Genomic DNA, 22,262 nt, shown 5'->3' on the forward strand with positions numbered 1-22,262 from the left:
GCCGTGGCAGCCTCCTCCCCATGACCTTCGAGCAACTGATCCCCGCGCCCGCACGCGCCGAGGGCACACCGGGCGGCACCGGCTTCACCGTCGACGGGTCGACCGCGCTCTGGGCGGGCCCGGGCACCGAGACCACCGAACGCTGGCTGCGCGCGACGCTGGGCGGCACGTTCCACCTCCCGCTCGCGCCGGGCGCGGAGACGGCGCCCGGCACCATCGTGCTGCGCGTCGACGACGAGGGCGGGGCGCTGGCGCCGGAGGCCTACCGCCTCACCGTCACCTCCGACCGCGTCGAGATCGTCGGCGGCGGCTCGGCCGGCGTCTTCTGGGGCGCCCAGACGCTGCGCCAACTGCTCGGCCCGGAGGCGTTCCGCCGCGCCCCGATCGCCGCGCAGGGCACGCTCACCGTCCCCGAGGGCGTCGTCGAGGACGCCCCCCGGTTCGGCTGGCGCGGCATGATGCTCGACGTGTCGCGGCACTTCATGTCCAAGGAAGGGGTCCTGCGCTATCTGGACCTGCTCGCCGCGCACAAGCTGAACGTCTTCCACTTCCACCTCACCGACGACCAGGGCTGGCGCCTGGAGATCAAGCGCTACCCCCGGCTCACCGAGGTGGGCGCGTGGCGCTCGCGCACCAAGTGGGGCCACCGCCAGTCGGACTTGTGGAACGAGACCCCGCACGGCGGCTTCTACACCCAGGAGGACATCCGCGAGATCGTCGCGTACGCCACGGCCCGGCACATCACCGTCGTACCGGAGATCGAGGTTCCGGGGCACTCGCAGGCCGCCATCGCCGCCTATCCGGAACTCGGCAACGCCGACGTCATCGACACGAACGCGCTGTCCGTCTGGGACAACTGGGGCGTCACGCCGAACGTGCTCGCGCCCACCGAAGGCACCCTCCGCTTCTACGAAGGGGTCTTCGAGGAGGTCCTGGAGCTGTTCCCGTCGACGTTCATCCACGTCGGCGGCGACGAGTGCCCCAAGGAGCAGTGGAAGGACTCCCAGGTCGCCCAGGAGCAGATCGAGCAGCTGGGCGTCAGCAACGAGGACGAGCTGCAGAGCTGGTTCATCCGGCACTTCGACAAGTGGCTGGCCGCGCGCGGGCGTCGGCTCATCGGCTGGGACGAGATCCTGGAGGGCGGACTCGCGGAGGGCGCGGCCGTGTCCTCCTGGCGCGGGTACAGCGGCGGCATCGCGGCGGCCAAGGCGGGCCACGACGTCGTCATGTGCCCCGAGCAGCACGTGTATCTGGACCACCGTCAGCACGGCGGCGCGGACGAGCCGGTGCCCATCGGCTGGGTGCGCACCCTGGAGGACGTCTACCGCTTCGAGCCGGTGCCGGACAAGCTCACCGCCGAGGAGGCCCGGCACGTGCTCGGCACCCAGGCCAACGTGTGGACCGAGGTCATGGAGAACGAAGACCGCGTGGACTACCAGGTCTTCCCCAGGCTCGCGGCGCTCGCAGAGGTCGCCTGGAGCGAGCTGCCCGCGCCCGCCGAGCGCGACTTCGCGGCCTTCGAGGAGCGAATGACGGCCCACTACGCGCGACTTGACGCCCTCGGGGTGTCCTACCGTCCGCCGGGCGGCCCGCTGCCCTGGCAGCAGCGTCCCGGCGTGTTCGGACGCCCGATCGAGGGGGCGCCCCCAAACGTGTGAGGTCCGCCCCGCGCACGTGCTCCTGGCGGCCCGCCCTGCGACTGTGGGCCGCCAGGAGAAAGCCGTACAAGGCTCACCGAAGAGTGGCAATTCCCGCCGACCGGCGAGGGAGTGCGAAAACGGCATATCCCCCAGGTCTGCGGACGAACGTCTCCTAGCGGACCCCCGCGCCGGGGTCCGGTGAAGATGTGCCAGAGTTGCCACGTCCGGGTTGTGAGCACGTACCGTACGGCGGAACAGGCGTAACGGTGAGCGCGGCACGCAAGTGGCCGGGCCATCGGGAAGGGGCAGCCGGTTTTGACCACGCACGCACCGCGGGCGGCGCAGGGGGCGCAGTCTGTGTCGCTGCCCGCCACGCTCGACGAGGCCGTCGCGGCGCTCGCCGCCGTGCCCGCAGCCGTGCCCGTCGCGGGCGGCACGGACCTGATGTCGTCGGTCAACGCCGGCCTGCTGCGCCCCGCCGCGCTCGTCGGCCTCGGCCGCATCAGCGAGATCCGCGGCTGGCAGTACCAGGACGGGCACGCCCTGCTCGGCGCCGGGCTCACGCACGCGCGCATGGGACGCCCGGACTTCGCGGCGCTCATCCCGGCGCTCGCCGCGGCCGCGCGCGCCGCGGGACCCCCGCCGATCCGCAACGCGGGCACCCTCGGCGGCAACATCGCCTCCGCCGCGCCGACCGGTGACTCGCTGCCCGTACTCGCCGCGCTCGAAGCCGTGTTGATCATCGTGGGCCCCGGTGGCTCCCGCCGCGAGGTCCCGGTCTCGCACCTGCTCGCGGGCATGGAGATGCTCCAGCCCGGCGAACTCATCGGATTTGTCCGCGTGCCGATCCTGCACGCCCCCCAGGTCTTCCTGAAGGCCACGGGGCGCACCGGACCCGGCCGCGCCCTCGCGTCCGTCGCGCTGGTCCTCGACCCCGCGCGCCGGGGCGTGCGGTGCGCGGTGGGGGCGATCGCGCCCATGCCCCTGCGCCCCCTGGAGGCGGAGCAGTGGGTGGCCGGGCTCATCGACTGGGACGGCGAGCGCGGGCTCGTGCCGGAGGCCCTCGCGGCGTTCGGCGACTACGTGGCCGCGGCGTGCATCCCGGACCAGCCGCCCGCCGAGGACGGCAGCGAGCGGCCGCACCCGCCCGCCGTACTGCATCTGCGGCGCACCGTCGCCGCGCTGGCCCGACGAGCACTGGGGAGGGCGCTGTCGTGACCGACGCACAGAGGAACGGGGCGGGCGGCGGCTGGCAGCCGCACCCGCAGGGCGAGTACGACGCCGACGCCACGGCGTTCGTCCAGCTCCCGGAGGGCGCTGTCGACGCGGTGAGCACGCCGCTCGCCGCCCCCGGACACGGCTATGTGCCGCCGCAGATAACGGTCGCGCCGACCGCCGCCGACGCCACCGACCCCGCCGCCACGGGCGTGTGGGTGCTGCCCCCGGAGATCACCGGGGTCGCGCCCGCGCCCGGCGACGCCCCGGTCGCGAGCTGGCCGGACCCCGCCGCGCAGCCGGGACTCCCGGTCCACGAGGCGTACGACGGGCAGGGCCACGAGCCGCACGGCGCGCACGAGCCGCAGGGTCTGCACGGCACGCATGAGCCGCACGGCGTGCATGAGCCGCACGGCGTGCATGAGCCGCACGGTCCGTACGAGCAGCACGTCCCGGACGCTTACGACCCGCGCGCCACCGGCCAGTGGACCTTCCCGGACGCGGTGCCGCAGGATCAGCCTGCTCCGGCGCATCCGCACGCGCCCGCGCCCGCCGCGCACGACGTGACCGGGCAGTGGTCCATCCCCGTCGCGGATGGTGATCTTCCGGACGAATCGGGCGAGTTCACCGCGTCGTCCCTCGCGCAGCAGTGGGGTGGCACGCCGCCCGCGACGCTGCCCGGAGGGGCGCCCGCGCCCTGGGCGTCGGCGCTCGCGGCGATGCCGGAGTCGATGGTGCCGCAAGCGCCGGAGGCCTTCGCCGAGCAGCCGCCGGTGGAGCAGCAGCCGGTCGGGCACCCGCCGGTGGGGCAGTCCCCGCTGGCGCCGCCCCCGGTCGAGCAGCCGCAGGTCGAGCAGCCGCAGGTCGAGCAGCCCGCCGTGGAGCCGCCCGCCGTCGAGGAGACCCCCTTCGAGCAGACGGCCAAGCTGTTCGTCGTCGAGCGGCGGCCGGACGGCTCGCTCGGCCCCAGGGGCGGCGTACCGGAGGAGGCGGCGGAGCCGCAGCCGCTGGTCGCGCCGGAGCCGGAGCCCTTCGTGGCGCCGGAGCCGCAGCTCGTGACCGCGCCGGAGCCCGTGGCCGCCGAGCCGGAGCCGCCGGTTGCCCCGGAGCCCGAGCCCGCCCCCGTGGCGGCCGAGGTCCCGGCCCCGGTCGAACTCCCGGAAGCCCCGGCCCTGGTGGAGCCCGCCGTTCCGGAGGAGCCGGTCGCCGCCTCGGAGGAGCCCGGGGCCGAGGCCCAGGCCCCCGCGCCGGAAGCCGTGCCGGAACCGGAACCGGAGCCGGAGTCCGAGCTGGAGCCCGCGCCGGAGGCGTCCGCGCCCGAGCCGGAGCAAGGGCCCGAGCCCGCGCCGGAAGCCGGGTCCGCGGGCGAACCCGCCCCGACGCCCGCCCCGGAACCCGCCCAGGAGCCCGCCCCCGCGATGGAAGCGGAAGTGGCCCCCCCGGTTGAGGCCGGGCCCGACGCGGTGGCCGACGTCCAGGAGGCGGCGGCCGAGGCGGAGCCCGAGCAGCCGGAAGCCCCGGCCGAGCCGCAGCCCCACCACGACGAACACCCCCTCGTCTCCTACGTCCTGCGCGTCAACGGCGCTGACCGGCCCGTCACCGACGCCTGGATCGGCGAGTCGCTCCTGTACGTGCTGCGCGAGCGGCTCGGCCTCGCGGGCGCCAAGGACGGCTGCTCGCAGGGCGAGTGCGGGGCCTGCAACGTCCAGGTGGACGGCCGCCTCGTGGCCTCCTGCCTGGTGCCCGCCGCCACCGCGGCGAGCAGCGAGGTGCGCACCGTCGAGGGCCTCGCCGCCGACGGGCAGCCCTCCGACGTCCAGCGGGCCCTCGCCAACTGCGGCGCCGTGCAGTGCGGCTTCTGCGTCCCGGGCATGGCCATGACGCTGCACGACCTCCTGGAGGGCAACCCCGCGCCCAGCGACCTGGAGGCCCGCCGCGCCCTGTGCGGCAACCTGTGCCGCTGCTCGGGCTACCGCGGCGTGCTCGACGCGGTGCGCGACGTCGTCGCCGAGCGCGCGGCCAAGGGCGCCGCCGAGCAGGAGCAGGACGGGCAGGCCGCCGGGCAGACGCGCATCCCGCACCAGGCGGGCCCGTACGGGCAGGACGGAGAGCAGGCGTGACCGGCGTGACCGACGAAGCCGTCACCACCCCCGGAGGGGCCGAGCAACTGCCGCGCGGCATCGGCTCCTCGCTGCCGTCGGCGGACATCAGGGCCAAGACGGAGGGCACCTTCCCCTACGCCTCCGACCTGTGGGCCGAGGGCCTGCTGTGGGCGGCCGTCCTGCGCTCCCCGCACGCGCACGCGCGCGTGGTGTCCATCGACACCACCCACGCGCGCGAGCTGCCGGGCGTCCGCGCGGTCGTCACGCACGAGGACGTCCCGGGCGCGGCCCTGCACGGCCGGTGGAGCGCCGACCGCCCGGTCTTCGCCGCCGACGTGGTGCGCCACCACGGCGAGCCCATCGCCGCCGTCGCCGCCGACCATCCGGACACCGCCCGCATGGCCGCCGCCGCGATCATCGTCGAGTACGAGGCCCTCGACCCGGTCACCGACCCCGAGCAGGCCTTCGAGGCGCCGCCGCTGCACCCGGACGGCAATCTGATCCGGCACATCCCGCTGCGCCACGGCGACCCGGAGGCGACCGGCGAGGTCGTCGTCGAGGGCCTGTACCGCATCGGCCGCCAGGACCCGGCGCCGATCGGCGCGGAGGCGGGGCTCGCGGTGCCGCGCCCGGACGGCGGCGTCGAGCTGTACGTCGCCTCGACGGACCCGCACGGCGACCGCGACCGCGCGGCCGCCGTCTACGGCCTGGCGCCGGACCTGGTGAAGGTCGTCGTCACGGGCGTGCCCGGCGCCACCGCCGACCGCGAGGACCCGGGCTTCCAGCTGCCGCTCGGCCTGCTCGCCCTGAAGACGGGCTGCCCGGTCAAGCTCACCGCGACGCGCGAGGAGTCCTTCCTCGGCCACGCCCACCGCCACCCCACGCTCCTGCGCTACCGCCACCACGCGGACGCGGAGGGCAAGTTGGTGAAGGTGGAGGCGCAGATCCTGCTCGACGGAGGCGCGTACGCGGACACCTCGGCGCAGGTGCTCGCCGCCGCCGTCTCCTTCGCCTGCGGTCCGTACGTCGTCCCGAACGCCTTCATCGAGGGCTGGGTGGTGCGGACGAACAACCCGCCCTCCGGGCACGTGCGCGGCGAGGGCGCCTTCCAGGTCTGCGCGGCGTACGAGGCGCAGATGGACAAGCTCGCCAAGAAGCTGGGCGTCGACCCGGCCGAGGTGCGGCTGCGCAACGCGATGGCGACCGGCGACGTCCTGCCCACGGGACAGACCGTGACCTGCCCGGCCCCGACGGCCGAACTGCTCACGGCCGTACGGGACTTCCCGCTGCCGGAGCTGCCGAAGGACACCCCGCAGGAGGAGTGGCTGCTGCCCGGCGGCCCCGAGGGCGCGGGCGAACCGGCCGCCGTGCGGCGCGGCGTCGGCTACGGCCTCGGCATGGTCCAGCTCCTCGGCGCGGAGGGCGCCGACGAGGTCTCCACGGCCACGGTGAAGGTCCACGACGGCGTGGCGACGGTCATCTGCGCGGCCGTCGAGACCGGCCAGGGCTTCGCGACGCTCGCCCGCCAGATCGTCCAGGAGACCCTGGGCGTCGACGACGTGCGCGTGGCCCCCGTGGACACCGACCAGCCCCCGTCGGGCCCGAGCTGCCACGGCCGCCACACCTGGGTGTCGGGCGGCGCGGTGGAGCGGGCCGCGAAGATGGTCCGCACCCAGCTGCTCCAGCCCCTGGCGCACAAGTTCGGCATGTCCACCGAGCTGCTCCAGATCGCCGACGGCAAGATCACCTCGTACGACGGCGTCCTCTCCACGACGGTGGAGGAGGCGATGGAGGGCAAGGAGCTGTGGGCCACGGCCCAGTGCCGTCCGCACCCCACCGAGCCGCTCGACGCCGACGGGCAGGGCGACGCCTTCGTGGGCATGGCCTTCTGCGCGATCCGCGCGGTGGTGGACGTGGACATCGAGATCGGCTCGGTACGGGTCGTGGAGCTGGCGGTCGCCCAGGACGTCGGCCGGGTCCTCAACCCCGCGCAGCTGCGGGTCCGCATCGAGGCGGGCGTCACCCAGGGCCTGGGCGCGGCGCTCACGGAGAACCTCCGCACCCCGCGCGGCATCGTCCGCCACCCCGACCTGACGGGCTACGCCCTGCCGACCGCCCTGGACGCGCCGGACATCCGGATCGTCAAGCTCGTCGAGGAGCGCGACGTCGTCGCCCCCTTCGGCGCGAAGGCGGCCAGCGCGGTGCCGGTGGTCACCGCCCCGGCCGCGATCGCGTCGGCGGTGCGGGCGGCGACGGGCCGCCCCGTGAACCGGCTGCCGATCCGGCCGCAGGCCGCGGTGGGGGCGGAGCTGGCCTGAGCCGCGTTCCGCCCACCGGAAGGGAACGCGCTCCGCTCGCTGGAAAACGTTCCGCTCACCGGAAAAGAAGAGGAGCTCCGGTCGGCCCTGCGATACGTTCGCGCGCGTGAACGCACACACGGGTACGGACGGCGTCATCCTCATCACCGGCATCATGGCCGCGGGCAAGTCCACGGTCGCGCAGGCCCTCGCGGAGCGCCTGCCGCGCGCGGCGCACGTACGGGGTGACGTGTTCCGCCGCATGATCGTCTCCGGCCGCGAGGAGTACGAGCCCGGCGCGGGCGGCGAGGCCGAGGCCCAACTCCGGCTGCGCTACGGCCTGTCAGCGGCCACGGCCGACGCGTACGCCGCGGCGGGCTTCACCGCGGTCGTCCAGGACGTCGTCCTCGGCGCGGAGCTGAAGCGCTACGTCGACCTGGTGCGGACCCGACCCCTGTACGTCGTCGTCCTCGCCCCGCGCCCCGAGGCGGTCGCCGCCCGCGAGGCCGCCCGCGGCAAGACCGGCTACGGCGAGTGGACCGTCGAGGCCCTCGACGCCGGGCTGCGCGCCGAGACCCCGCGCATCGGACTGTGGCTGGACAGCTCGGAGTTGACGGCGGATCAGACGGTGACGGAGCTCCTCGCGCGTCTGGACGAGGCCGCGGTGGCCTGAGTGCGGAATGTCTCGTACCGGCGCCCGTACGGTAGCGAGGACGTTCCAGGCTCTCCATGACCGCATAAATCCCTTTTAATTCGGGCGAGTTGCAGGGCACCATCGAAGAGTCCCGAACCGCTCAACGCACGATCCGACTCGCTACGGGGGAGATACGTCATGGGGGATGACAACGACACGGGCTGGGGCTGACGGCCCCGCACTCTGAAGACGTGCAAGGGGCGGCTCCGGTTGGAGCCGCCCTCACTCGTGCGCGGGCCCGTGGTCAGCCCGCTTCCGCCAGGGCGTGGTCGAGGAGGACGTCCGCCGCCGCCCGCGCGTGCCGGCCGTAGTCCGCGTCGTCGAGGACCATGGCGCGGCTGGCCGCGCCGTCCGCGAGGGTGGCCAGCTGTTCGGCGAGCGCGAGAGGCTCGCGGCAGCCCAGTTCCGTCACCAGGGCGGCGATCAGCTGGACCATGCGCAGCTTCTGTTCCCGGGCGTAGGAGTGCACCGCGCTCGCCGGGTCGGGGAACTCCGCGGCGGCGTCGATGAACGGGCACCCGCGCACGGGGGCTGCGCCCGCCGCGGACGGGTCCGCGTCCGTCACCGACGGGTCCGCGTCGGTCACCGGCGGGTCGAACAGCTTGCGGATCCGCTCGCGCGGAGAGATGTCCTCGCGGGTCAGCACGCCTTCCAGGGTGGCGCCCGACAGGGCGAGGCCCCGCAAGTGGGCGATGACCAGATCGTTCTTGGTGCGGAAGTGCGCGTAGAGCGTCCGCTTGGACACCGGCGCCTCCTCCGCGATCTGTTCCATGCCGGTCGCGTTGATGCCCTGCGCCGCGAACAGCCGGGCGGCGGCGGCCAGGACGCGCTCGCGCCCGCCGCGTCCGCGCCGCGGGGGCGGCGTGGCGGTCGTGTCGGCGGTCGTGTCGCCTGTCGTGCTCCCGGTCGCGCTCATGAGGGAAGTGTACGCACGCGTTTACTTCGGCCGGAGGGCTGCGTTAGGGTGGCGCCCGCATGTAAACGGAGCCGTTTACATTTGCTCCCCGTCACCAAGGAGTCCCATGAGCAGGTTCGTTGCCACCGAGCTGAGCGGCTGTGCGGAGAAGCTGATACGCGGCCGTCGCGCGACCCGCGCGTTCCGTCCCGACCCCGTGCCCGAGGACACGCTGCGCAGGATCTTCTCGCTGGCCGCCGCCGCGCCGTCCAACTCCAACGCGCAGCCGTGGCAGGTGGAGGTGGTGAGCGGTGCGGCACGTCAGCGCCTGGCCGCCGCCTTGCGGGCGGCCCATGCCGAGGGACGCACCTCGGCGGACTTCCCGTACGCCGAGGAGATGTACGCGCCGGTGCACCGGGCGCGCCGGTCGGCGTTCGGCGCCGAGCTGTACGGAGCCCTGGGCATCGGCCCCGACGACCACGCGGCCCGCGCGGCCTACGACGCGGAGAGCCTGGCCTTCTACGGCGCGCCCCACGTGGCGTTCCTCTTCGTCCACGGCGACGGCGAGGCGCGCCTCGCCGCGGACGTCGGCGCCTACCTTCAGACGCTGCTCCTGGCGATGACCGCGTACGGCGTGGACAGCTGCCCGCAGGGGCTGTTGAGCTTCTACGCCGACACGGTCCGCGCCGAACTCGGCGTCACCGGAGGAAAGCTGCTCGTCGGCGTCTCCTTCGGCCATGCCGACGAGGCCGCGCCGGTGAACCGGGTGCGGACCGACCGTGCTCCGGTCGAGTCGACCACGGCCTTCCACCACTAGGGCTTGCGCTAGCGCCGCACCGTCACGACCGCGCCCGGCTCCAGCCGCTCGTACACCCACCGCGCGTCGGCCGACCTGAGCCCGATGGAGCCCCGGGTGGCGTCCCGTACGCCGGGTGCGTCCTCCGCGTACGTCAGCGCGAGGATGAAGTTGCTCCGGCCGTCCGGCCCGCGCAGCTCCACCACCCACGGCAAGGACACGTCGTACTCCTGCCCGAGACCCACCGACTCGCTGGTGAGCCGCTTCACGCGGTACTTGGCGACGACCGTCATCCGTCCCGTGCGCGTCGGGTGGGACTCCTTGCCGGAGGAGACGGGCACGCTCCGCCCGCCCAGGGCCAGCGTGCGCGAGCCGAGGTCGACGGTCGCGGCGGGCGCGGCGGCGGAGCGCGTGGCGGGCGCGGCGGGGGGCGCGGGCCGGGCGTCGGAGCCGTCGCGCAGGGCGCTGGTGAGGCCGAACGCGAGGGCGGCCACGGCGACGGCGGCGCCCCCCGCGAGGGCGGTGCGCCGACGCCGCCGCCGGGCCACGGCGCGGCGGCGGACCTGGGCACCGGCCATGGGCGCGGGCGCCGCACCGCTCCCGGCGAGCGCGCGCAGGGCGGCGGACAGTTCCGGGGCGGACTGCTCCGGGGCGGCGGGCTGTGGGGCGGCGGAGGAGGGGGAGGCCGGCTCGCGGGACAGGTCATCGGACACGGCCGGTCTCCTTCTCGCTGGGCGGCCCGCCGAGCGCGCCACGGGGCCCGCCGAGCGCGCCACGGGGCCCGCCGAGGGCGCCACGGGGCCCGCCGAGGGCGCCACGGGGCCCGCCGAGCGCGTCGCCGGGCCCGCCGACGGCGTCGGCCTCGCTCACGGCAAGGAGCTTCGCGAGCGCCGCGCGGCCGCGCGCGAGGCGGGCCTTGACCGTCCCCGTCGGGGCATCGGTCTCCGCGGCCACCTGGTCCACGCTGAGGTCGCACAGGTGGTGCAGCACGATCGCGAGGCGCTGGGCGTCGGGCAGCTGCCGCAGGGCCTCCACCAGGGCGAGGTGTTCGGGGCCCGGGCCCGGGGCGTGCTCGGGCGGCGGGGTGCGGCGCACGAGGTCGAGCCAGCGCCGGGCCCGCCGCCAGTGGCTGACGGCGAGGCGCATGGCGACCGTGCGGATCCACGCCTCCGGGGCCTCGGTGGCGAGGAAGTCGCGCCGCCGGTCCCAGGCGCGGACGAAGGCCTCCTGGACGACGTCCTGGGCCTGCCCGTGGTCCCCGGTGAACGCGTACACCTGGCCGACGACGCGCGGGAACGCCGACGCGTAGAACGCGTCGAACTCGTCCTCCGTCATGCGGCCCCCGAGGTCCCGAAAACTTTTCCGCACGGCATGCAACCCGGTGGCCCCTGGCGTGCGTACAGGTCGCGTACATCGAAGCACACCACACAGGGGGGCTCTGTTGAGCAGGGCGAGCACGGGAACCAGGGGACAGCGCGGGGCCAGGGGCAACGCCCGGATCTGGGGCCGCAGGGGAGCCGCGGCGGCGCTCGGCGCGCTGCTGCTCGCGGGCTGCGGGGTCGGCGGCGGCGACGGCGACGCGGACGGCTCGGGCGGCGCCGAGGGCGGCAAGCCCGCCGCGGCGGCCCCGGCCGCCAAGCCGTCCCCGCGCGCGAAGCCGCTGCCGGAGGCGCTGCGCGAGGGCGCCAAGGTCAACCTCTTCGACGGCCAGACGGTCGGCGTCGGCATGCCGGTGTCGGTGACGTTCGCCCGGCCGGTCCCGGCGCCGGAGCGCGCGGCGGTCGAGAAGCGCCTGAAGGTCACCACGGACAACGGCACGACCGGCTCCTGGAGCTGGGTCAAGGACCGCAACCTGCACGAGGGGCAGCGGATCGACTACCGCCCCCGGTCGTACTGGAAGCCCGGTACGAAGATCACCGTCCGGGCGGGCAGGGCCATCGACACGACGGTCACCGTGGGCCGCTCCCTGGTGGCCACGGTCGACGTGCGCAGCCACACCATGACCGTCGTGAAGGCCGGGGCGACGCGCCGCGTGCCGATCACGGCGGGCGCCCCGGGGATGGACACCTGGAACGGCACGATGGTCGTCTCCGACAAGCAGCGCCGCGTCCTCATGGACTCCCGGACCGTCGGCTACGGAGACGCGTACAAGGGCTACTACGACTACGCGGTGCACCTGACGACGTCGGGCACGTATCTGCACCAGAACCCGAAGGCCAACACGTTCGCGGGGAACAGCAACGTGACGCACGGCTGCATAGGCCTCGCCACGGACGGCACGGCGCAGCGCTTCTACGAAGAGGTGATCCCCGGGGACGTCGTCCGCGTCACCGGCTCCACGGAGACGGTGGCCGCGGGGAACGGGTACGGCGACTGGAACGTGCCGTGGGACCAATGGAAGGCGGGCAGCGCCCTGTAGGCGCCGCCCGCTCCCTCCTGGAGGCCGTGACCGGAATCGAACCGGTGTGCTTCGCTTTGCAGGCGAATCCCTAAACCACTCGGGCACACGGCCAAGCTGTGCTCTGTTGTCCTCGACCGTAGGCGTGGCCGCGACCTCCTTCAAGGCCGCGGCCCGCCTCGCAACGGGACCGCCATACGGCGTTCATGAACCCCGGGAGGAGCTACGGCGTGGGGCCGAGCTTCCTCCAGGGGCGGCTGCCGTCGGGCTCGGTCCTGCCCGGTTCGACCGTGGTGTACCACTGCGCGTACCAGTAGAAGCCGTCGTGCTTGACGTAGGCGCCCGTGGCGCGCTTGGGGTCACCGGTCAGGATGTGGGTCGCGTGGTCGTTGTCGCCGTTGGCGGCCTCGGCCTCCTGTCCGGTGGCGGCGCGGAGCTTGAAGAGCTTGCCGTGGCGGGGTCCGCCGGGCTGCCCCTCGGTGCCGTCGTCGTTGACGGGGACGAACCGCCAGCGCTGCTGCTCGCCGTCACCGCAGTCCCGGGTGGCGAGGTCCTCTCCCGCGTCGGTGGCGGTGAGGCACCTGTCGCCGTTGCCGATGCTGTACCAGCCGTCGCCCACGTCCTTGACCTGCCAGAACTGGTTGGGGTTGGTCGTGGAGGGGGCCACGAGGTGGACCCGCGACTGGTCGGGGTAGTGATCCATGTTCATCTGCTGGTACTCGAACTGCCAGCCCTTGTCGCCCTTGTCGAACGCGCCCCAGAGACGGCCCGCCGCGGGCGTGTAGGCCTTGCCGGGCTTCCAGTCGGCGGCGGGGCAGGTGCCCGAGGACGGGGCCGGGGGCTCCACGGTGTCGGTGCCCCGGCGCTTGTCACCGGTGATGCCGTACTCCTCGTCGCCGATCTTGACCGTGGTGTTCGCGGGGCCGGTGATCGGCAGGTAGTACTTGACGTCGATGTCCATGGATTTGCCCGGCGGTATGTCCTCGCAGTAGCCGAGTTCGATGGTCACGCGGTGGAAGTCGGCCTTCAGGCCGCCCTTGTTGGGGCCGGTGCGGCCGGGTTTGACGATCGGCATCTCCTTGTAGTCGCCGTCCTTGATGACGGGCGGGGCGGAGGTGGGGATGTCGAAGGAGATCTCGGTGCCCTGGCCGAGGGTCTGGCCGCTGTTGTTGGTGATGCGCAGCTTGGGCTGGAGGGGGTAGAAGTCCTTCTCGGAGGTGGGGAAGTCGACCAGGTCGACGTCGGCGTCGATGACCTTCCGGGGCAGAGTGCGGCCCTCGCCCGCCCTGGTCGCCCCGTAGGGGCCCGCGGCGCGCAGGGACTTGTCCAGGCGGGTCGTCAGGTCGTAGCCCATGCCGTACTCGCCGCCGGGGCGCTCGGCGTAGTCACCCGCCAGTTCCCACAGCATGACGCCGCCGATGCCGTTGTCCTTCACGTACTCGGCCTTGGCGTCGATCGACCGCTCGTTCTCGGTGGACAGGAACACCTTCTTGTCCGCGTTCCACAGCCACGGGGCCTCAAGCTCGGAGCTGTACTTCTCCTCGTAGCGGCCGCTCAGCTTGTTCTCCTGCTTCGCCGTGTCGAGCCCGTACGACTTCAAGTAGCCGGGGGTGGTGCCGCGCTGGAGGTTCTTGGCGTGCCACAGCGGGTTGGAGCCCGCGGCGACCTCCTTGCCGTCCTCGATGTCGTGCCAGATGTTGTCGATGCCCTCGGCGCCCATGCCGCAGTCCGAGTGGCCGCCACGGCCACCGGTGCCCAGCGGGCAGTCACCCTGCTGCGGCAGCGACGAGGTGCCCCACAGGCCGTCCTGGCCGCCCCGCACGTCGCGCCAGCCGCGCGTGTAGTAGGGCAGGCCGAGGTTGATGCGGCCCGCGGGCAGCGCGCCCCGGTAGTAGTGGTAGGCCCAGTCGGTGTTGAAGTAGCCGTGCTTCTGGAAGTCCTTGGTGTCCGCCTTCTGGTCGTCGTAGACGCCGGCGGCCGCCAGCTCGTTGTCCTTTCCGTCGTCGTACAGCGGCGCCTGCGGGCCGACGTACTTGTTCCAGGAGCCGTGCAGGTCGTACGACATGACGTTGACGAAGTCCTGGTACTGCAGGGCCTGGCCGGAGTCGAGGCCGCGCACCAGGTAGCCGGACGAGGAGCCCGCGGAGGTCAGCTGGAAGTACCGGCCCTTGTCGGCCCCGGCCCGGTCGAGCTTCTCCCGCAGGGTCTTCATCAGCGCGTTGTAGCCCTTGGTGAGGCCCTTGCGGCGCGGGTCGGAGACGTCCCAGTCCTTGGGGTTGCCGGTCTTGGGCAGCGCGGTGGGGTACTCGTAGTCGATGTCCACCCCGTCGAACCCGTACCGCTGGAGGAAGTCGACCACCGAGTCGGCGAAGGTGTCGATGCCGCCCTGGTTCACCGACCCGTCCGCGTGCGTGGCCATCGAGTAGAACTCGCGGGTCTCGGCCCAGCCGCCGACCGAGATCAGCGTCTTCACCGCCGGGTGCCGCTTCTTGTACTTGGTCAGCAGGTTGAAGTGCCCCTTGTACGGCAGCGAGGCGTCCATCTCGGCGCGCGGGTTGCCCGGCCAGGTCATGCCGGTGGCCGGGTTCTTCGGGTCCGAGGTGTCCCCGACCGAGATCTTGTCGTCCTTGACGTGCGCGAACGCGTAGTTGATGTGCGTGACCTTGGTCCACGGGATGTTGCCGACCAGGTACTTCGGGTCGCCCTTCGCGCCGGTGCGCCAGCCCGTGAAGTAGCCGACCACCCGCCGCGAGCGGCCGTTGCCGAGCCATTCGCGGCCCTGCTCGTCGTACACGTCGCAGTACGGCGTGTCCACCCCGGCCGTCTTCGCCATCCCGTCGGGGCGGCAGTCGCCGGAGGCGGCGGGCTTGTCGTCGCGCACCGGTTCCCCGTCGTCGTAGGGGTCACCGGCGTCGCCGCCCTTGTCGTCGTCGTCCGGCTTCTCCGGGGTGACTCCGGGGGCCTTCCACCGCTGCCCCGCGTCGCCGGACGCGCAGTCCTTGAGGGCCAGCGTCTCGTCCTCGCCGCCCGCCGTCAGACACCGGCCGCCGTTGCGCAGCCGCGTCCACCCGTCGCCCGCGTCCTCGGCCTGCCACAGCTGGTCCTTGTCCCTGTCGTCGGCCTTGGCGAGCCGGGCCTCGTGCTTGCCGGTGTCGTGCGCCAGCACGGGTTCGCCGTCCAGGGCGCTGATGATCTGCCACCCCTCCGGCGTGGCCCGCCCCCGCCACTTCTGCGCGGGGTGGTCCTTGGACGCGAGCGCCTTCACCCGGGTTCCCGGCTCCGACCACGCGTTGTCGACGTCGGCGACGAGGTCGTCCTTGGCGGACTTGAGGTGGCCGGTGCGGTCGGTGGGCTGGGGGCGGGGGGTGATCTTCACGTTCGTGTACTGGATGTCCCACACCTGGGTCGAATCGTCCGATGTCGGCTCGCACGGCTGCAGCGCGCCCCAGGGCATGTAACGCCCCTTGAGGGACAGGCACCACTTCTCGTCGTCCGTGGTGATCCTGAACTTCCCTCTTTTCAGTTTGTCCCGGTAGATCATCCAGGTGCGGGGTTTGTCGGTGACGGACGCCCATTGCCACGAGCTGCCGCCGTCGCCGTTCAGGTACTGCCCGGTCCGGTTCCTGATCGTGGTGTACAGCTTCTGGCCGATCTCCGGCAGCTCTCCGATGATGGACCAGCTTCCGGTGTCGGGGTCGTAGGAGGGTTTCGCGGAGACCCACTTGGAGTCAGGGCCGTGGCGCTGGAGTATGGAGGGCTCGTCCGCCTTGTCGAAGGAGCCGATGTGGACGGAGCGCTGAAGGCCCACCCCGTCGTCACCCTTGCCCGGAGTGCCCGCGCATGTCACTGAATGCCGCCGTCCCGGATCGCGCGACGCGGCCCGGGAGTACTCCGTCAGGCAGGCGCCGAGCGCCTTCTGCCCGTACGCGTTGGGGTGGATGGCCTCCTGCTTGTTGCCCTGGGAGCCCCAGAGCCAGCCCTTGGTGTTGTCGAACAAGTACGGAATCCACCGGACCCATTCGGCATCATCGTCCGGCAGCGGCTTCTCACGCGAGTTCGCGCTCGTGGCCTGCTTGGTGCCCGTACGGCACAGCTCGTGCCCGTTGAACGCGCTCTCCACGTCCAGCAGGGACACCCCGGCGTCGTAGGACGCGCCGCGCAGCATGGAGGTGATGCCCGGCATCAGCTCGTCGCGGGCCCAGTCCACATCGGTGTTGCGGAAGGGGCAGCCCCCGACCGAATAGCGTTCAGAACCTTCTTCATGGACGTCGTACTTCATCCGCGCGCTTTCGGGCAGCGGATTCGGATACGTGCTTAGCACCAGGGCGTACTCGTCGCGCGCGTACCCGGCGTTCGTCATGACGGAGCGGATCTTCTCCAGGGCCTTGACGACGTCGCCCCGCGTCTTGTCCAGCTTCTCCTTCAGCTCTGCGTTCGCGGAGTTCGTGTTGCAGGAGCCGCCGAGCGGCCAGCCCCAGTAGCGCCAGACGCAGTCGGTGATGATCTTGGAGAAGCCCAGGTCGTTGCCGCCGATGGACACCACGACCATCTTGACGTCGTAGTCCTTCGCCAGCCGCCCGAGCTGCTCGGCCTGCGGCTCCTCGCCCTTGAACTTCTCCGAGATGATGTGTTTCGTCTCAGCCCCGGAACAGGCGATGTTGAAGCGGCGCTCCCTGGGGATGCCGTCGATCGCGGCGCTCTTGATGGGCGCGACGTCGGATCGGTCGCAGCCGTTTCCGCCGTCGTACGACGTCTCTCCGTAGACGCAGTCCTTGCCGTCCTTGCCGCCCGGGCAGTCGGCCCTGCGGTCGGTGCCCCACACGTCGCCGCCGGGGTTGGTGTTGGCGTTGCCCGCCCACCGGCCGCCCTCACCGGAGATGTAGCTGTCGCCCATGGAGACGACCGCGTCCATGTTGTTCTCACAGGCGTCCCCCGCGGCGGCCCGGGCGGTTCGGCCCGCGGGGTTGTACACGGTGCTGTACTCCCAGCCGACTGGATTGCACAGGGCCCTGTCGGCGGGGGCGAACCGCACTGGCCAGTGGTCCGAGCCGCCGTTGGCACTCCTACGGGTCACCCTCAGGTTGCTGAGCTCGTCGTCGGCGACCATGTAGTCCAGAGGCGCTCCGTTCAGGTGTGTAGCCACCGGTGGACCGTAGGGTTTTCCATCCTGCGTGGCGTAGTACGTGTAGGGGCGGCCTGCGTCCCGACGGAAGCCGTGAGCGACGCTGTTGAAGTCCCCCAGGACCTGCCAGTGCTCACCGCGCCGTTGGGCGCTGACTGCATCCACAAGGGCTCGTGAGTGGTGGTTGAGCTGTTCGTCCACGCGCCTCGATTGGGCGTGGACGTCGTAGTACCACGTGTTACGCACCTTGAGCCCGAACGCAGGGCGAGACGTGACGTAGTCGTTGTTCCCCCACGTCGGTGTCACGAGGTGGAGGCGAGCCTGTTCCACAGCCTCGTTGTTGTCTGGGGGCGCGAGATCCTTGCGGACCCAGATGGCCATCGACTTCGGTGTGTTGGTGCCGACGTGCACGTCATCACCGGGGCGGGGTCTGTCAGGATCCCAGTCGTCCTTGTCGAGGATTTTCAGGTAGTACAAAACCCCCTGAACCCCACGCCTGGACTGGTTGTACGGCGCCTTGTACAGCCGGTACTTCAGACTGAAATTACCGCTGCTGTCGACCGTGCGATCCCGCTCGTTAGAGGCCCAATTCAACTGATGCATTTCGTCGAATGGTGCCTTGGGCGCCTCCTGCAGGAGGATGACGTCGGCGTCGGGCATCATGGCCCTGACGTCAGTCCACCTGTCGGTGCCCGACTGCATGTTGAATGTGATGACGGACGACTCCTGACCAACCAGCGCCACCGCCGGGGCGGGGTTCAACAAGGTCACCAGTGACGCCAGCAGGCCGACTAGGGCCGCCGCTGCGGCCGACCGTCTCCAGCGCCCTCTCGGGCGGGCAGAGGGCAGGAACCCCCACCGTCTCGCACGGCTCCGGACAGGCGAGCCGCCGCGCGGCGGACGCGTACTCGGTGGTGATCTGTGCATGGTTCCTTCTCGGGTCGAAGAGCGGGCCTGGCCAGCCGAGAAAGGTATGCGGGGCGGATCAACAAGCGGTCAACACGCACTGAGCGGTCAGGCGGCGCCGTCCCTACGGGCCGCAGCCCAGCTCCGCCCAGACCGTCTTGCGGGGCTCCGGGCCCACCTCCGTGCCCCACCGGTCCGCGAACGCCGCCACCAGCGCGAGGCCCCGGCCCGACTCGTCGTCCGGCTCCGCCGCCCCCGGGGCGCGGGGCAGCCGCTCGGCGCACGTGTCGCTCACCTCCACCCGCAGCACCCCGCTCGCCGCGAGCCGCAGCGTCAGGCGGAAGTTCCGCCCCGGCACGTGCCCGTGCCGCACCGCGTTGCTCGCCAGCTCCGCCACGACGTGCTCCGCCCGTGCGTACGGTCGCTCCCACGCGGTGAGTTGGCGTACGACGGCACGCCGGGCCAGGTGCGCCCCTCGCGGGCTCGACGGCATCAGCGCGGTGAACTGCCGTACGGGGGTCAGGGATTGTGGGGTCTGTGTGTTCATGCGCCTCAGCGTGGCGCAGGCCGCCTAGCCTGCACCGTGGTGCGACGCGCACGTACGGTGACTGTCCCGTCGCTGTCCGGTCCTGTCCGGGCTGTCCGGGGTGTCGTACGGGTACGGCTGCGCGTTGGAGCGGGGCGGCACTTCGGAGGTGGGCATTGATGAGCGCGGACGGCGAGGGTGTGGACGGGGCTGGCTGGGACGTCGAGCCCGAGGACGAGATCGCGTCGGTCGTGGAGGCCCTCGGCCACCAGCAGAAGCGCTGGCGCGAGGCCGCGGGCCTGAGCGCGGCGGAGCTGGGCGAGGCGATCGGCTACGGCGAGGACCAGGTGCGCAAGGTGGAACGGGGGGCGAGGATCCCGCGCCCCGAGTACCTGGACGCGGTGGATCGGGTTCTCGGTGCGAACGGCTTCATCTCGGCGATGAAGGAGGAGATGGCGAAGGCGAGGTACCCGAAGAAAGTTCGGGAACTGGCGAAGCTGGAGGAGCGGGCCGTTGAGCTGTGCCTCTATAGCAACCACAACATCCATGGGCTGTTGCAGACAGCGGAGTTCGCGGAGGCGCTGCTGCGGACCCGTCGTCCTGCGCTGCAACGCGGAGAGTTGGAGCGGGCTGTGGCTGCACGCATGGCGCGGCAGGGCATCTTCGAGCGAGAACCAGCGCCGGAGCTGAGCTTTGTCCAAGAAGAGGTGACTCTGCGGAGGCCGATCGGAGGGAGGATGGTACTGCGTCAACAGCTCGAACGCCTGCTTGAGGTCGGACAGTTGCCACACGTCGAGATCCAGGTGATGCCGACGAAAAGTGCTGAACACCCCGGGACGGGTGGGCGGATTCAGGTGCTGAAGTTCGCGGATGGCTCGGCGATCGGGCGTACCGATGATGAGTTTGCGGGCCGCCCGGTATCCGATCCAAGGCAACTCCGCGTCCTTGAGCTGCGCTATGGCATCATCCGGTCCGAGGCTCTTACGCCAGGGAAGTCGCTGGAGTTCATCGAGCAAGTGCTGGGAGAGACATGACTCGCAAGCCCTGCTTCGGGGATAGTGATCGGCTGCATTGGTTCACGAGCAGTTACAGCGACAGCAGTAACCCCAGCGACTGCGTCGAAGTCGCGCTGGAGTGGACCAAGAGCAGCTACAGCAGCGGCAGCGAGGGCGACAGCTGTGTCGAGGTCGCGCCGGGATGGACTAAGAGCAGCCACAGCAGCAGTGGCGACGGCAACGACTGTGTCGAGGTCGCGCTGGAGTGGGCCAAGAGCAGCCGCAGCGACAGCAGCAACATCAACGACTGCGTCGAGGTCGCCGCCACCCCCGGCACCGTCCACATACGGGACTCCAAGAACAAGCAAGGCCCCCGCCTCGCGTTCACGGCGGGGGCCTGGCGCGACTTCGTTCAGGCCGCCACGTCGTAGGTGTAGTACCGCGTGTGGTCCAGCATCTCCGCAGGAGTCACGTTGCCCCACGGGCGCATCGTGTCGTTGAGGTCGACGACGTTGCGCGTGCCCGCTGCGGGCAGGTAGGGCGCGTTGGGGTGGCGGGACTGCCACTGGGTCCACAGCTTGTCGACGTAGGCGTGGTGGAGCCAGAAGACGGGGTCGTTGGGGGAGGCCCCGGTGGCCATGTGGCCGCCGACCCAGACGTGGACGCGGTTGTGGAGGTTCACGCCGCGCCAGCCTTCGAGGTGGTTGCGGAAGCCGTCGGAGGCGCTGTTCCACGGCGCGGCGTCGTAGACGGGCATGGCGAGGACGGAGTCGACCTCGGCCTTCGTGGGGAGCTGGAGGCCGTTGGAGCCGAGGCTGCGGCGGAGGAAGTCGCGCCCGTCGACGCGGACGTTGATGCGCCAGCCGTTGCCGGCGGAGGCGAAGGCGCCGTCGGTGACCTGGCCGTCGCGGGAGCGCCCCGTGCCGCCGAGGAAGTCGGGGGCCCAGAGGGAGGCGGCGGGGGTGCGGTCGGTGGTCCAGTCCCAGTAGGGGAGGGCGACGGAGGCGTCGACGGACTGGAGGGCCTGCTCGAACTGTATGAGGAAGCGGCGGTGCCAGGGCAGGAACGACGGGGAGCGGTGGCCGACGCGGTCGCTGTCGTCGCGGTCGCTCATGATGAAGTCGTTGTGGGTGGAGACGAAGGAGTCGTAGCGCCCGTCGCGCTTCAACGCGAGCAGCGCGTTGACGAAGCGGCGCTTCTCGTCGGCGGTGAGCTGGGCCTGGTTCTTGCGTACGGTCATGGCGGCGGGGCTCCGGATCAGCGGGTGGCGGGGGCGAGCGGGACGAGGGCTGCGCCCTGGAGGTCGTCGACGGCGGCGCGGGCGAGGGTGCGGGGCGTTGCCTGCGGGTCGTAGTGGTTGATGACGCTGATCCAGGTGCCGTCGGCGTTGCGCATGATGTGGAGCTCGTCGCCGTCGATGCGGACGGAGTAGCCGCCGCCGTGGTCGGCGTGGTGGCCGCCGTGGCCTGTGGCGGGCCCGCCCTGGATGCGGCGGCCGAGGTAGACCTCGTCGAAGGAGCCGGGCTCGGCGCCGTGGCCGGCGGCGACGGCGGGACCCTGGGCGGCGCCGACGCCGACGACGGCGGCCCCGGCGACGGCGCTCGCGGCGCCGATGGCCTGGCGGCGGGTGATTCCGGACATGCGTAAAACCCCCAAGTGTGCGTGGTGGAAAGGCGGTTCCGGTGGTCGGGCCGGAACCGTCGTGACCATGCGTACAGGGAGGGGGATGCGCGGCCGTAATCGGCGCGGAAGGTTGCCCGCGCTTACGGACATCTGCGGATAAATAGTGCATTCTTGAACGACGCTGATCCTGCGGCGCGTTCACCCGCGCGGAGCGCGGACCGCAGATCCTGCGGTGGAAGTGACGATACAGTGAAAGATCTTCACGGCTGCCTCACGGCCCGTGCGCGGCGTCACAAGGAAAACGTGTCCGAAAAGCCGTGCCGCGTGAGTAGCCCCTGAGTACCCGTACTCAAGGCCGTTTCCGGGCTGTTGGCGACACTGGTGCGCATGACGACACCGCCCTCGCAGGCCCCGGTTCCCCTTCCGCCTCCCTACGCGCCGCCGCAGCCGGGGCGGTCGCGGCGGTGGGGGATCGTCGTGGTCGTGGCGCTGGTGGGTGCCGGGCTCGGGGCCTGGTGGTGGAGCAGGGGCGGGGACGAAGACCCGCTGGCGGGGCGGCCCTGGGAGACGGACCTGAAGGCCGGGGTGTCGTACCGGCTTCCCGAGGGCTGGAAGCGGGACAAGGGGGACCTCGTCGACGCCTTCACCAGCTCGATCCGGACGGAGGGCGCGGCGGAGGGCGAGGGCGGCGACGGCGAGCGGTTCGGCATGGTGGTCACCGGGCGCGGGGGCGCCGTCGCGGAGTCGGACCTGAAGGCGCAGACGGAGCGCGCCGCCCGGTCCAACGCGGAGTTCTTCAACCCGGACGGGTCGGCGGAGCAGACCGAGTCCGAGGCGACCCGGGTCGGCGGGCACCCCGCCCACACCGTCGTCCTCGTGCTGAAGGGCGGCGAGGGCGGCGAGACCCGGCTGCGCCTGACGGTGATCAGCGCGGACGCCGCACGGTCGGTGTTCCTGATGGGCATGACCAAGCCGAGCGCGGGCGAGGAGCAGGAGGCGACGGACGCGGTCCTGGAGAGCGCGAAGGTGCTGTGAGCCCGACCCCCCGACCCC

General features: G+C 72.1%; 16 protein-coding genes, 1 tRNA gene and 1 pseudogene. 10 read left to right on the forward strand and 8 right to left on the reverse strand.

The genetic code is table 11. From position 1 onward, the window contains the following. The first annotated feature begins 20 nt into the window (after positions 1-20). The 5 genes from AC5WAM_RS25020 (at position 21) to AC5WAM_RS25040 (ending at position 7,927) form a co-directional block, all read left to right on the forward strand. Complete coding sequence (locus tag AC5WAM_RS25020) at positions 21-1,658, forward strand: beta-N-acetylhexosaminidase (protein WP_495518865.1); 1,638 nt, start codon at positions 21-23, stop codon at positions 1,656-1,658. Between the two features lie 297 nt (positions 1,659-1,955). Beyond that, complete coding sequence (locus tag AC5WAM_RS25025) at positions 1,956-2,858, forward strand: FAD binding domain-containing protein (RefSeq protein WP_366794452.1); 903 nt, start codon at positions 1,956-1,958, stop codon at positions 2,856-2,858. After that, positions 2,855-4,975, forward strand: coding sequence for a (2Fe-2S)-binding protein (locus AC5WAM_RS25030; protein ID WP_495518866.1), 2,121 nt, complete (start codon positions 2,855-2,857; stop codon positions 4,973-4,975). The genes AC5WAM_RS25025 and AC5WAM_RS25030 overlap by 4 nt, the downstream gene beginning before the upstream one ends. A 5-nt stretch (positions 4,976-4,980) precedes the next feature. Then, on the forward strand, positions 4,981-7,275 hold the full coding sequence (locus AC5WAM_RS25035) for a xanthine dehydrogenase family protein molybdopterin-binding subunit (RefSeq protein WP_495523650.1): 2,295 nt from the start codon (positions 4,981-4,983) through the stop codon (positions 7,273-7,275). Positions 7,276-7,381: 106 nt separating this feature from the next. Beyond that, positions 7,382-7,927, forward strand: a complete 546-nt coding sequence (locus AC5WAM_RS25040; protein ID WP_366794455.1) for an AAA family ATPase — start codon at positions 7,382-7,384, stop codon at positions 7,925-7,927. Between the two features lie 265 nt (positions 7,928-8,192). On the opposite strand, the gene AC5WAM_RS25045 is transcribed toward AC5WAM_RS25040, so the two are convergent. Further along, positions 8,193-8,864: a TetR/AcrR family transcriptional regulator gene (locus AC5WAM_RS25045; protein WP_495518867.1), complete on the reverse strand. Its 672-nt coding sequence runs from the start codon at positions 8,862-8,864 to the stop codon at positions 8,193-8,195. A gap of 106 nt (positions 8,865-8,970) precedes the next feature. On the opposite strand from AC5WAM_RS25045, the gene AC5WAM_RS25050 reads away from it, so the two are divergent. Continuing rightward, complete coding sequence (locus AC5WAM_RS25050) at positions 8,971-9,660, forward strand: nitroreductase (RefSeq protein WP_366794457.1); 690 nt, start codon at positions 8,971-8,973, stop codon at positions 9,658-9,660. A gap of 8 nt (positions 9,661-9,668) precedes the next feature. Here AC5WAM_RS25050 and AC5WAM_RS25055 read toward each other — a convergent pair whose 3' ends face one another. Further along, positions 9,669-10,352 (reverse strand): L,D-transpeptidase, encoded by a 684-nt coding sequence (locus tag AC5WAM_RS25055; protein ID WP_366794458.1) that lies wholly within the window; start codon positions 10,350-10,352, stop codon positions 9,669-9,671. A gap of 142 nt (positions 10,353-10,494) precedes the next feature. Beyond that, positions 10,495-10,974 (reverse strand): annotated as a pseudogene (locus tag AC5WAM_RS25060) (SigE family RNA polymerase sigma factor); the annotation flags it as partial. A gap of 106 nt (positions 10,975-11,080) precedes the next feature. Between AC5WAM_RS25060 and AC5WAM_RS25065 the strand changes: the two are divergent. Then, the gene (locus AC5WAM_RS25065) at positions 11,081-12,058 is read left to right on the forward strand and encodes a L,D-transpeptidase (RefSeq protein ID WP_495518868.1); all 978 of its coding nucleotides are present in this window, start codon (positions 11,081-11,083) and stop codon (positions 12,056-12,058) included. Between the two features lie 18 nt (positions 12,059-12,076). Here AC5WAM_RS25065 and AC5WAM_RS25070 read toward each other — a convergent pair. From AC5WAM_RS25070 to AC5WAM_RS25080, 3 genes are all read right to left on the reverse strand, one after another. Continuing rightward, a tRNA-Cys gene (locus AC5WAM_RS25070) sits at positions 12,077-12,151 on the reverse strand. A gap of 109 nt (positions 12,152-12,260) precedes the next feature. Next, positions 12,261-18,086 carry a glycosyl hydrolase family 18 protein gene (locus AC5WAM_RS25075; RefSeq protein ID WP_495518869.1) on the reverse strand — a complete coding sequence of 1,942 codons (5,826 nt, stop codon included), beginning with the start codon at positions 18,084-18,086 and terminating at the stop codon, positions 12,261-12,263. Positions 18,087-18,189: 103 nt separating this feature from the next. Beyond that, entirely contained in the window at positions 18,190-18,612 is a 423-nt protein-coding gene (locus AC5WAM_RS25080; RefSeq protein WP_495518870.1) for an ATP-binding protein, read from the reverse strand. Positions 18,613-18,770: 158 nt separating this feature from the next. Here AC5WAM_RS25080 and AC5WAM_RS25085 point away from each other — a divergent pair, with 158 nt between their 5' ends. Both AC5WAM_RS25085 and AC5WAM_RS25090 read left to right on the forward strand, forming a co-directional pair. Beyond that, positions 18,771-19,625, forward strand: coding sequence for a helix-turn-helix domain-containing protein (locus AC5WAM_RS25085; protein ID WP_495518871.1), 855 nt, complete (start codon positions 18,771-18,773; stop codon positions 19,623-19,625). Further along, entirely contained in the window at positions 19,622-20,017 is a 396-nt protein-coding gene (locus AC5WAM_RS25090) for a DUF397 domain-containing protein (protein ID WP_495518872.1), read from the forward strand. The genes AC5WAM_RS25085 and AC5WAM_RS25090 overlap by 4 nt, the downstream gene beginning before the upstream one ends. Here the strand turns inward: AC5WAM_RS25090 and melC2 are convergent. Next, positions 19,999-20,826, reverse strand: a complete 828-nt coding sequence (melC2, locus tag AC5WAM_RS25095) for a tyrosinase MelC2 (RefSeq protein ID WP_495518873.1) — start codon at positions 20,824-20,826, stop codon at positions 19,999-20,001. The genes AC5WAM_RS25090 and melC2 overlap by 19 nt on opposite strands. A gap of 17 nt (positions 20,827-20,843) precedes the next feature. After that, positions 20,844-21,227, reverse strand: a complete 384-nt coding sequence (melC1, locus tag AC5WAM_RS25100) for an apotyrosinase chaperone MelC1 (protein WP_495518874.1) — start codon at positions 21,225-21,227, stop codon at positions 20,844-20,846. A 369-nt stretch (positions 21,228-21,596) separates the two neighbouring features. On the opposite strand from melC1, the gene AC5WAM_RS25105 reads away from it, so the two are divergent. Next, entirely contained in the window at positions 21,597-22,244 is a 648-nt protein-coding gene (locus tag AC5WAM_RS25105) for a hypothetical protein (RefSeq protein WP_495518875.1), read from the forward strand. Positions 22,245-22,262 lie beyond the last annotated feature (18 nt).

The organism is Streptomyces sp. JLYT201, from assembly GCF_059448825.1.

Coding starts and splice junctions, on each gene's coding strand:
- AC5WAM_RS25020 (WP_495518865.1), top strand. CDS start 21: ATGACCTTCGAGCAACTGATCCCCGCGCCCGCACGCGCCGAGGGCACA.
- AC5WAM_RS25045 (WP_495518867.1), bottom strand. CDS start 8,864: ATGAGCGCGACCGGGAGCACGACAGGCGACACGACCGCCGACACGACC.
- AC5WAM_RS25050 (WP_366794457.1), top strand. CDS start 8,971: ATGAGCAGGTTCGTTGCCACCGAGCTGAGCGGCTGTGCGGAGAAGCTG.
- AC5WAM_RS25075 (WP_495518869.1), bottom strand. CDS start 18,086: ATGCACAGATCACCACCGAGTACGCGTCCGCCGCGCGGCGGCTCGCCT.
- AC5WAM_RS25080 (WP_495518870.1), bottom strand. CDS start 18,612: ATGAACACACAGACCCCACAATCCCTGACCCCCGTACGGCAGTTCACC.
- AC5WAM_RS25085 (WP_495518871.1), top strand. CDS start 18,771: ATGAGCGCGGACGGCGAGGGTGTGGACGGGGCTGGCTGGGACGTCGAG.
- AC5WAM_RS25090 (WP_495518872.1), top strand. CDS start 19,622: ATGACTCGCAAGCCCTGCTTCGGGGATAGTGATCGGCTGCATTGGTTC.
- melC2 (WP_495518873.1), bottom strand. CDS start 20,826: ATGACCGTACGCAAGAACCAGGCCCAGCTCACCGCCGACGAGAAGCGC.
- melC1 (WP_495518874.1), bottom strand. CDS start 21,227: ATGTCCGGAATCACCCGCCGCCAGGCCATCGGCGCCGCGAGCGCCGTC.
- AC5WAM_RS25105 (WP_495518875.1), top strand. CDS start 21,597: ATGACGACACCGCCCTCGCAGGCCCCGGTTCCCCTTCCGCCTCCCTAC.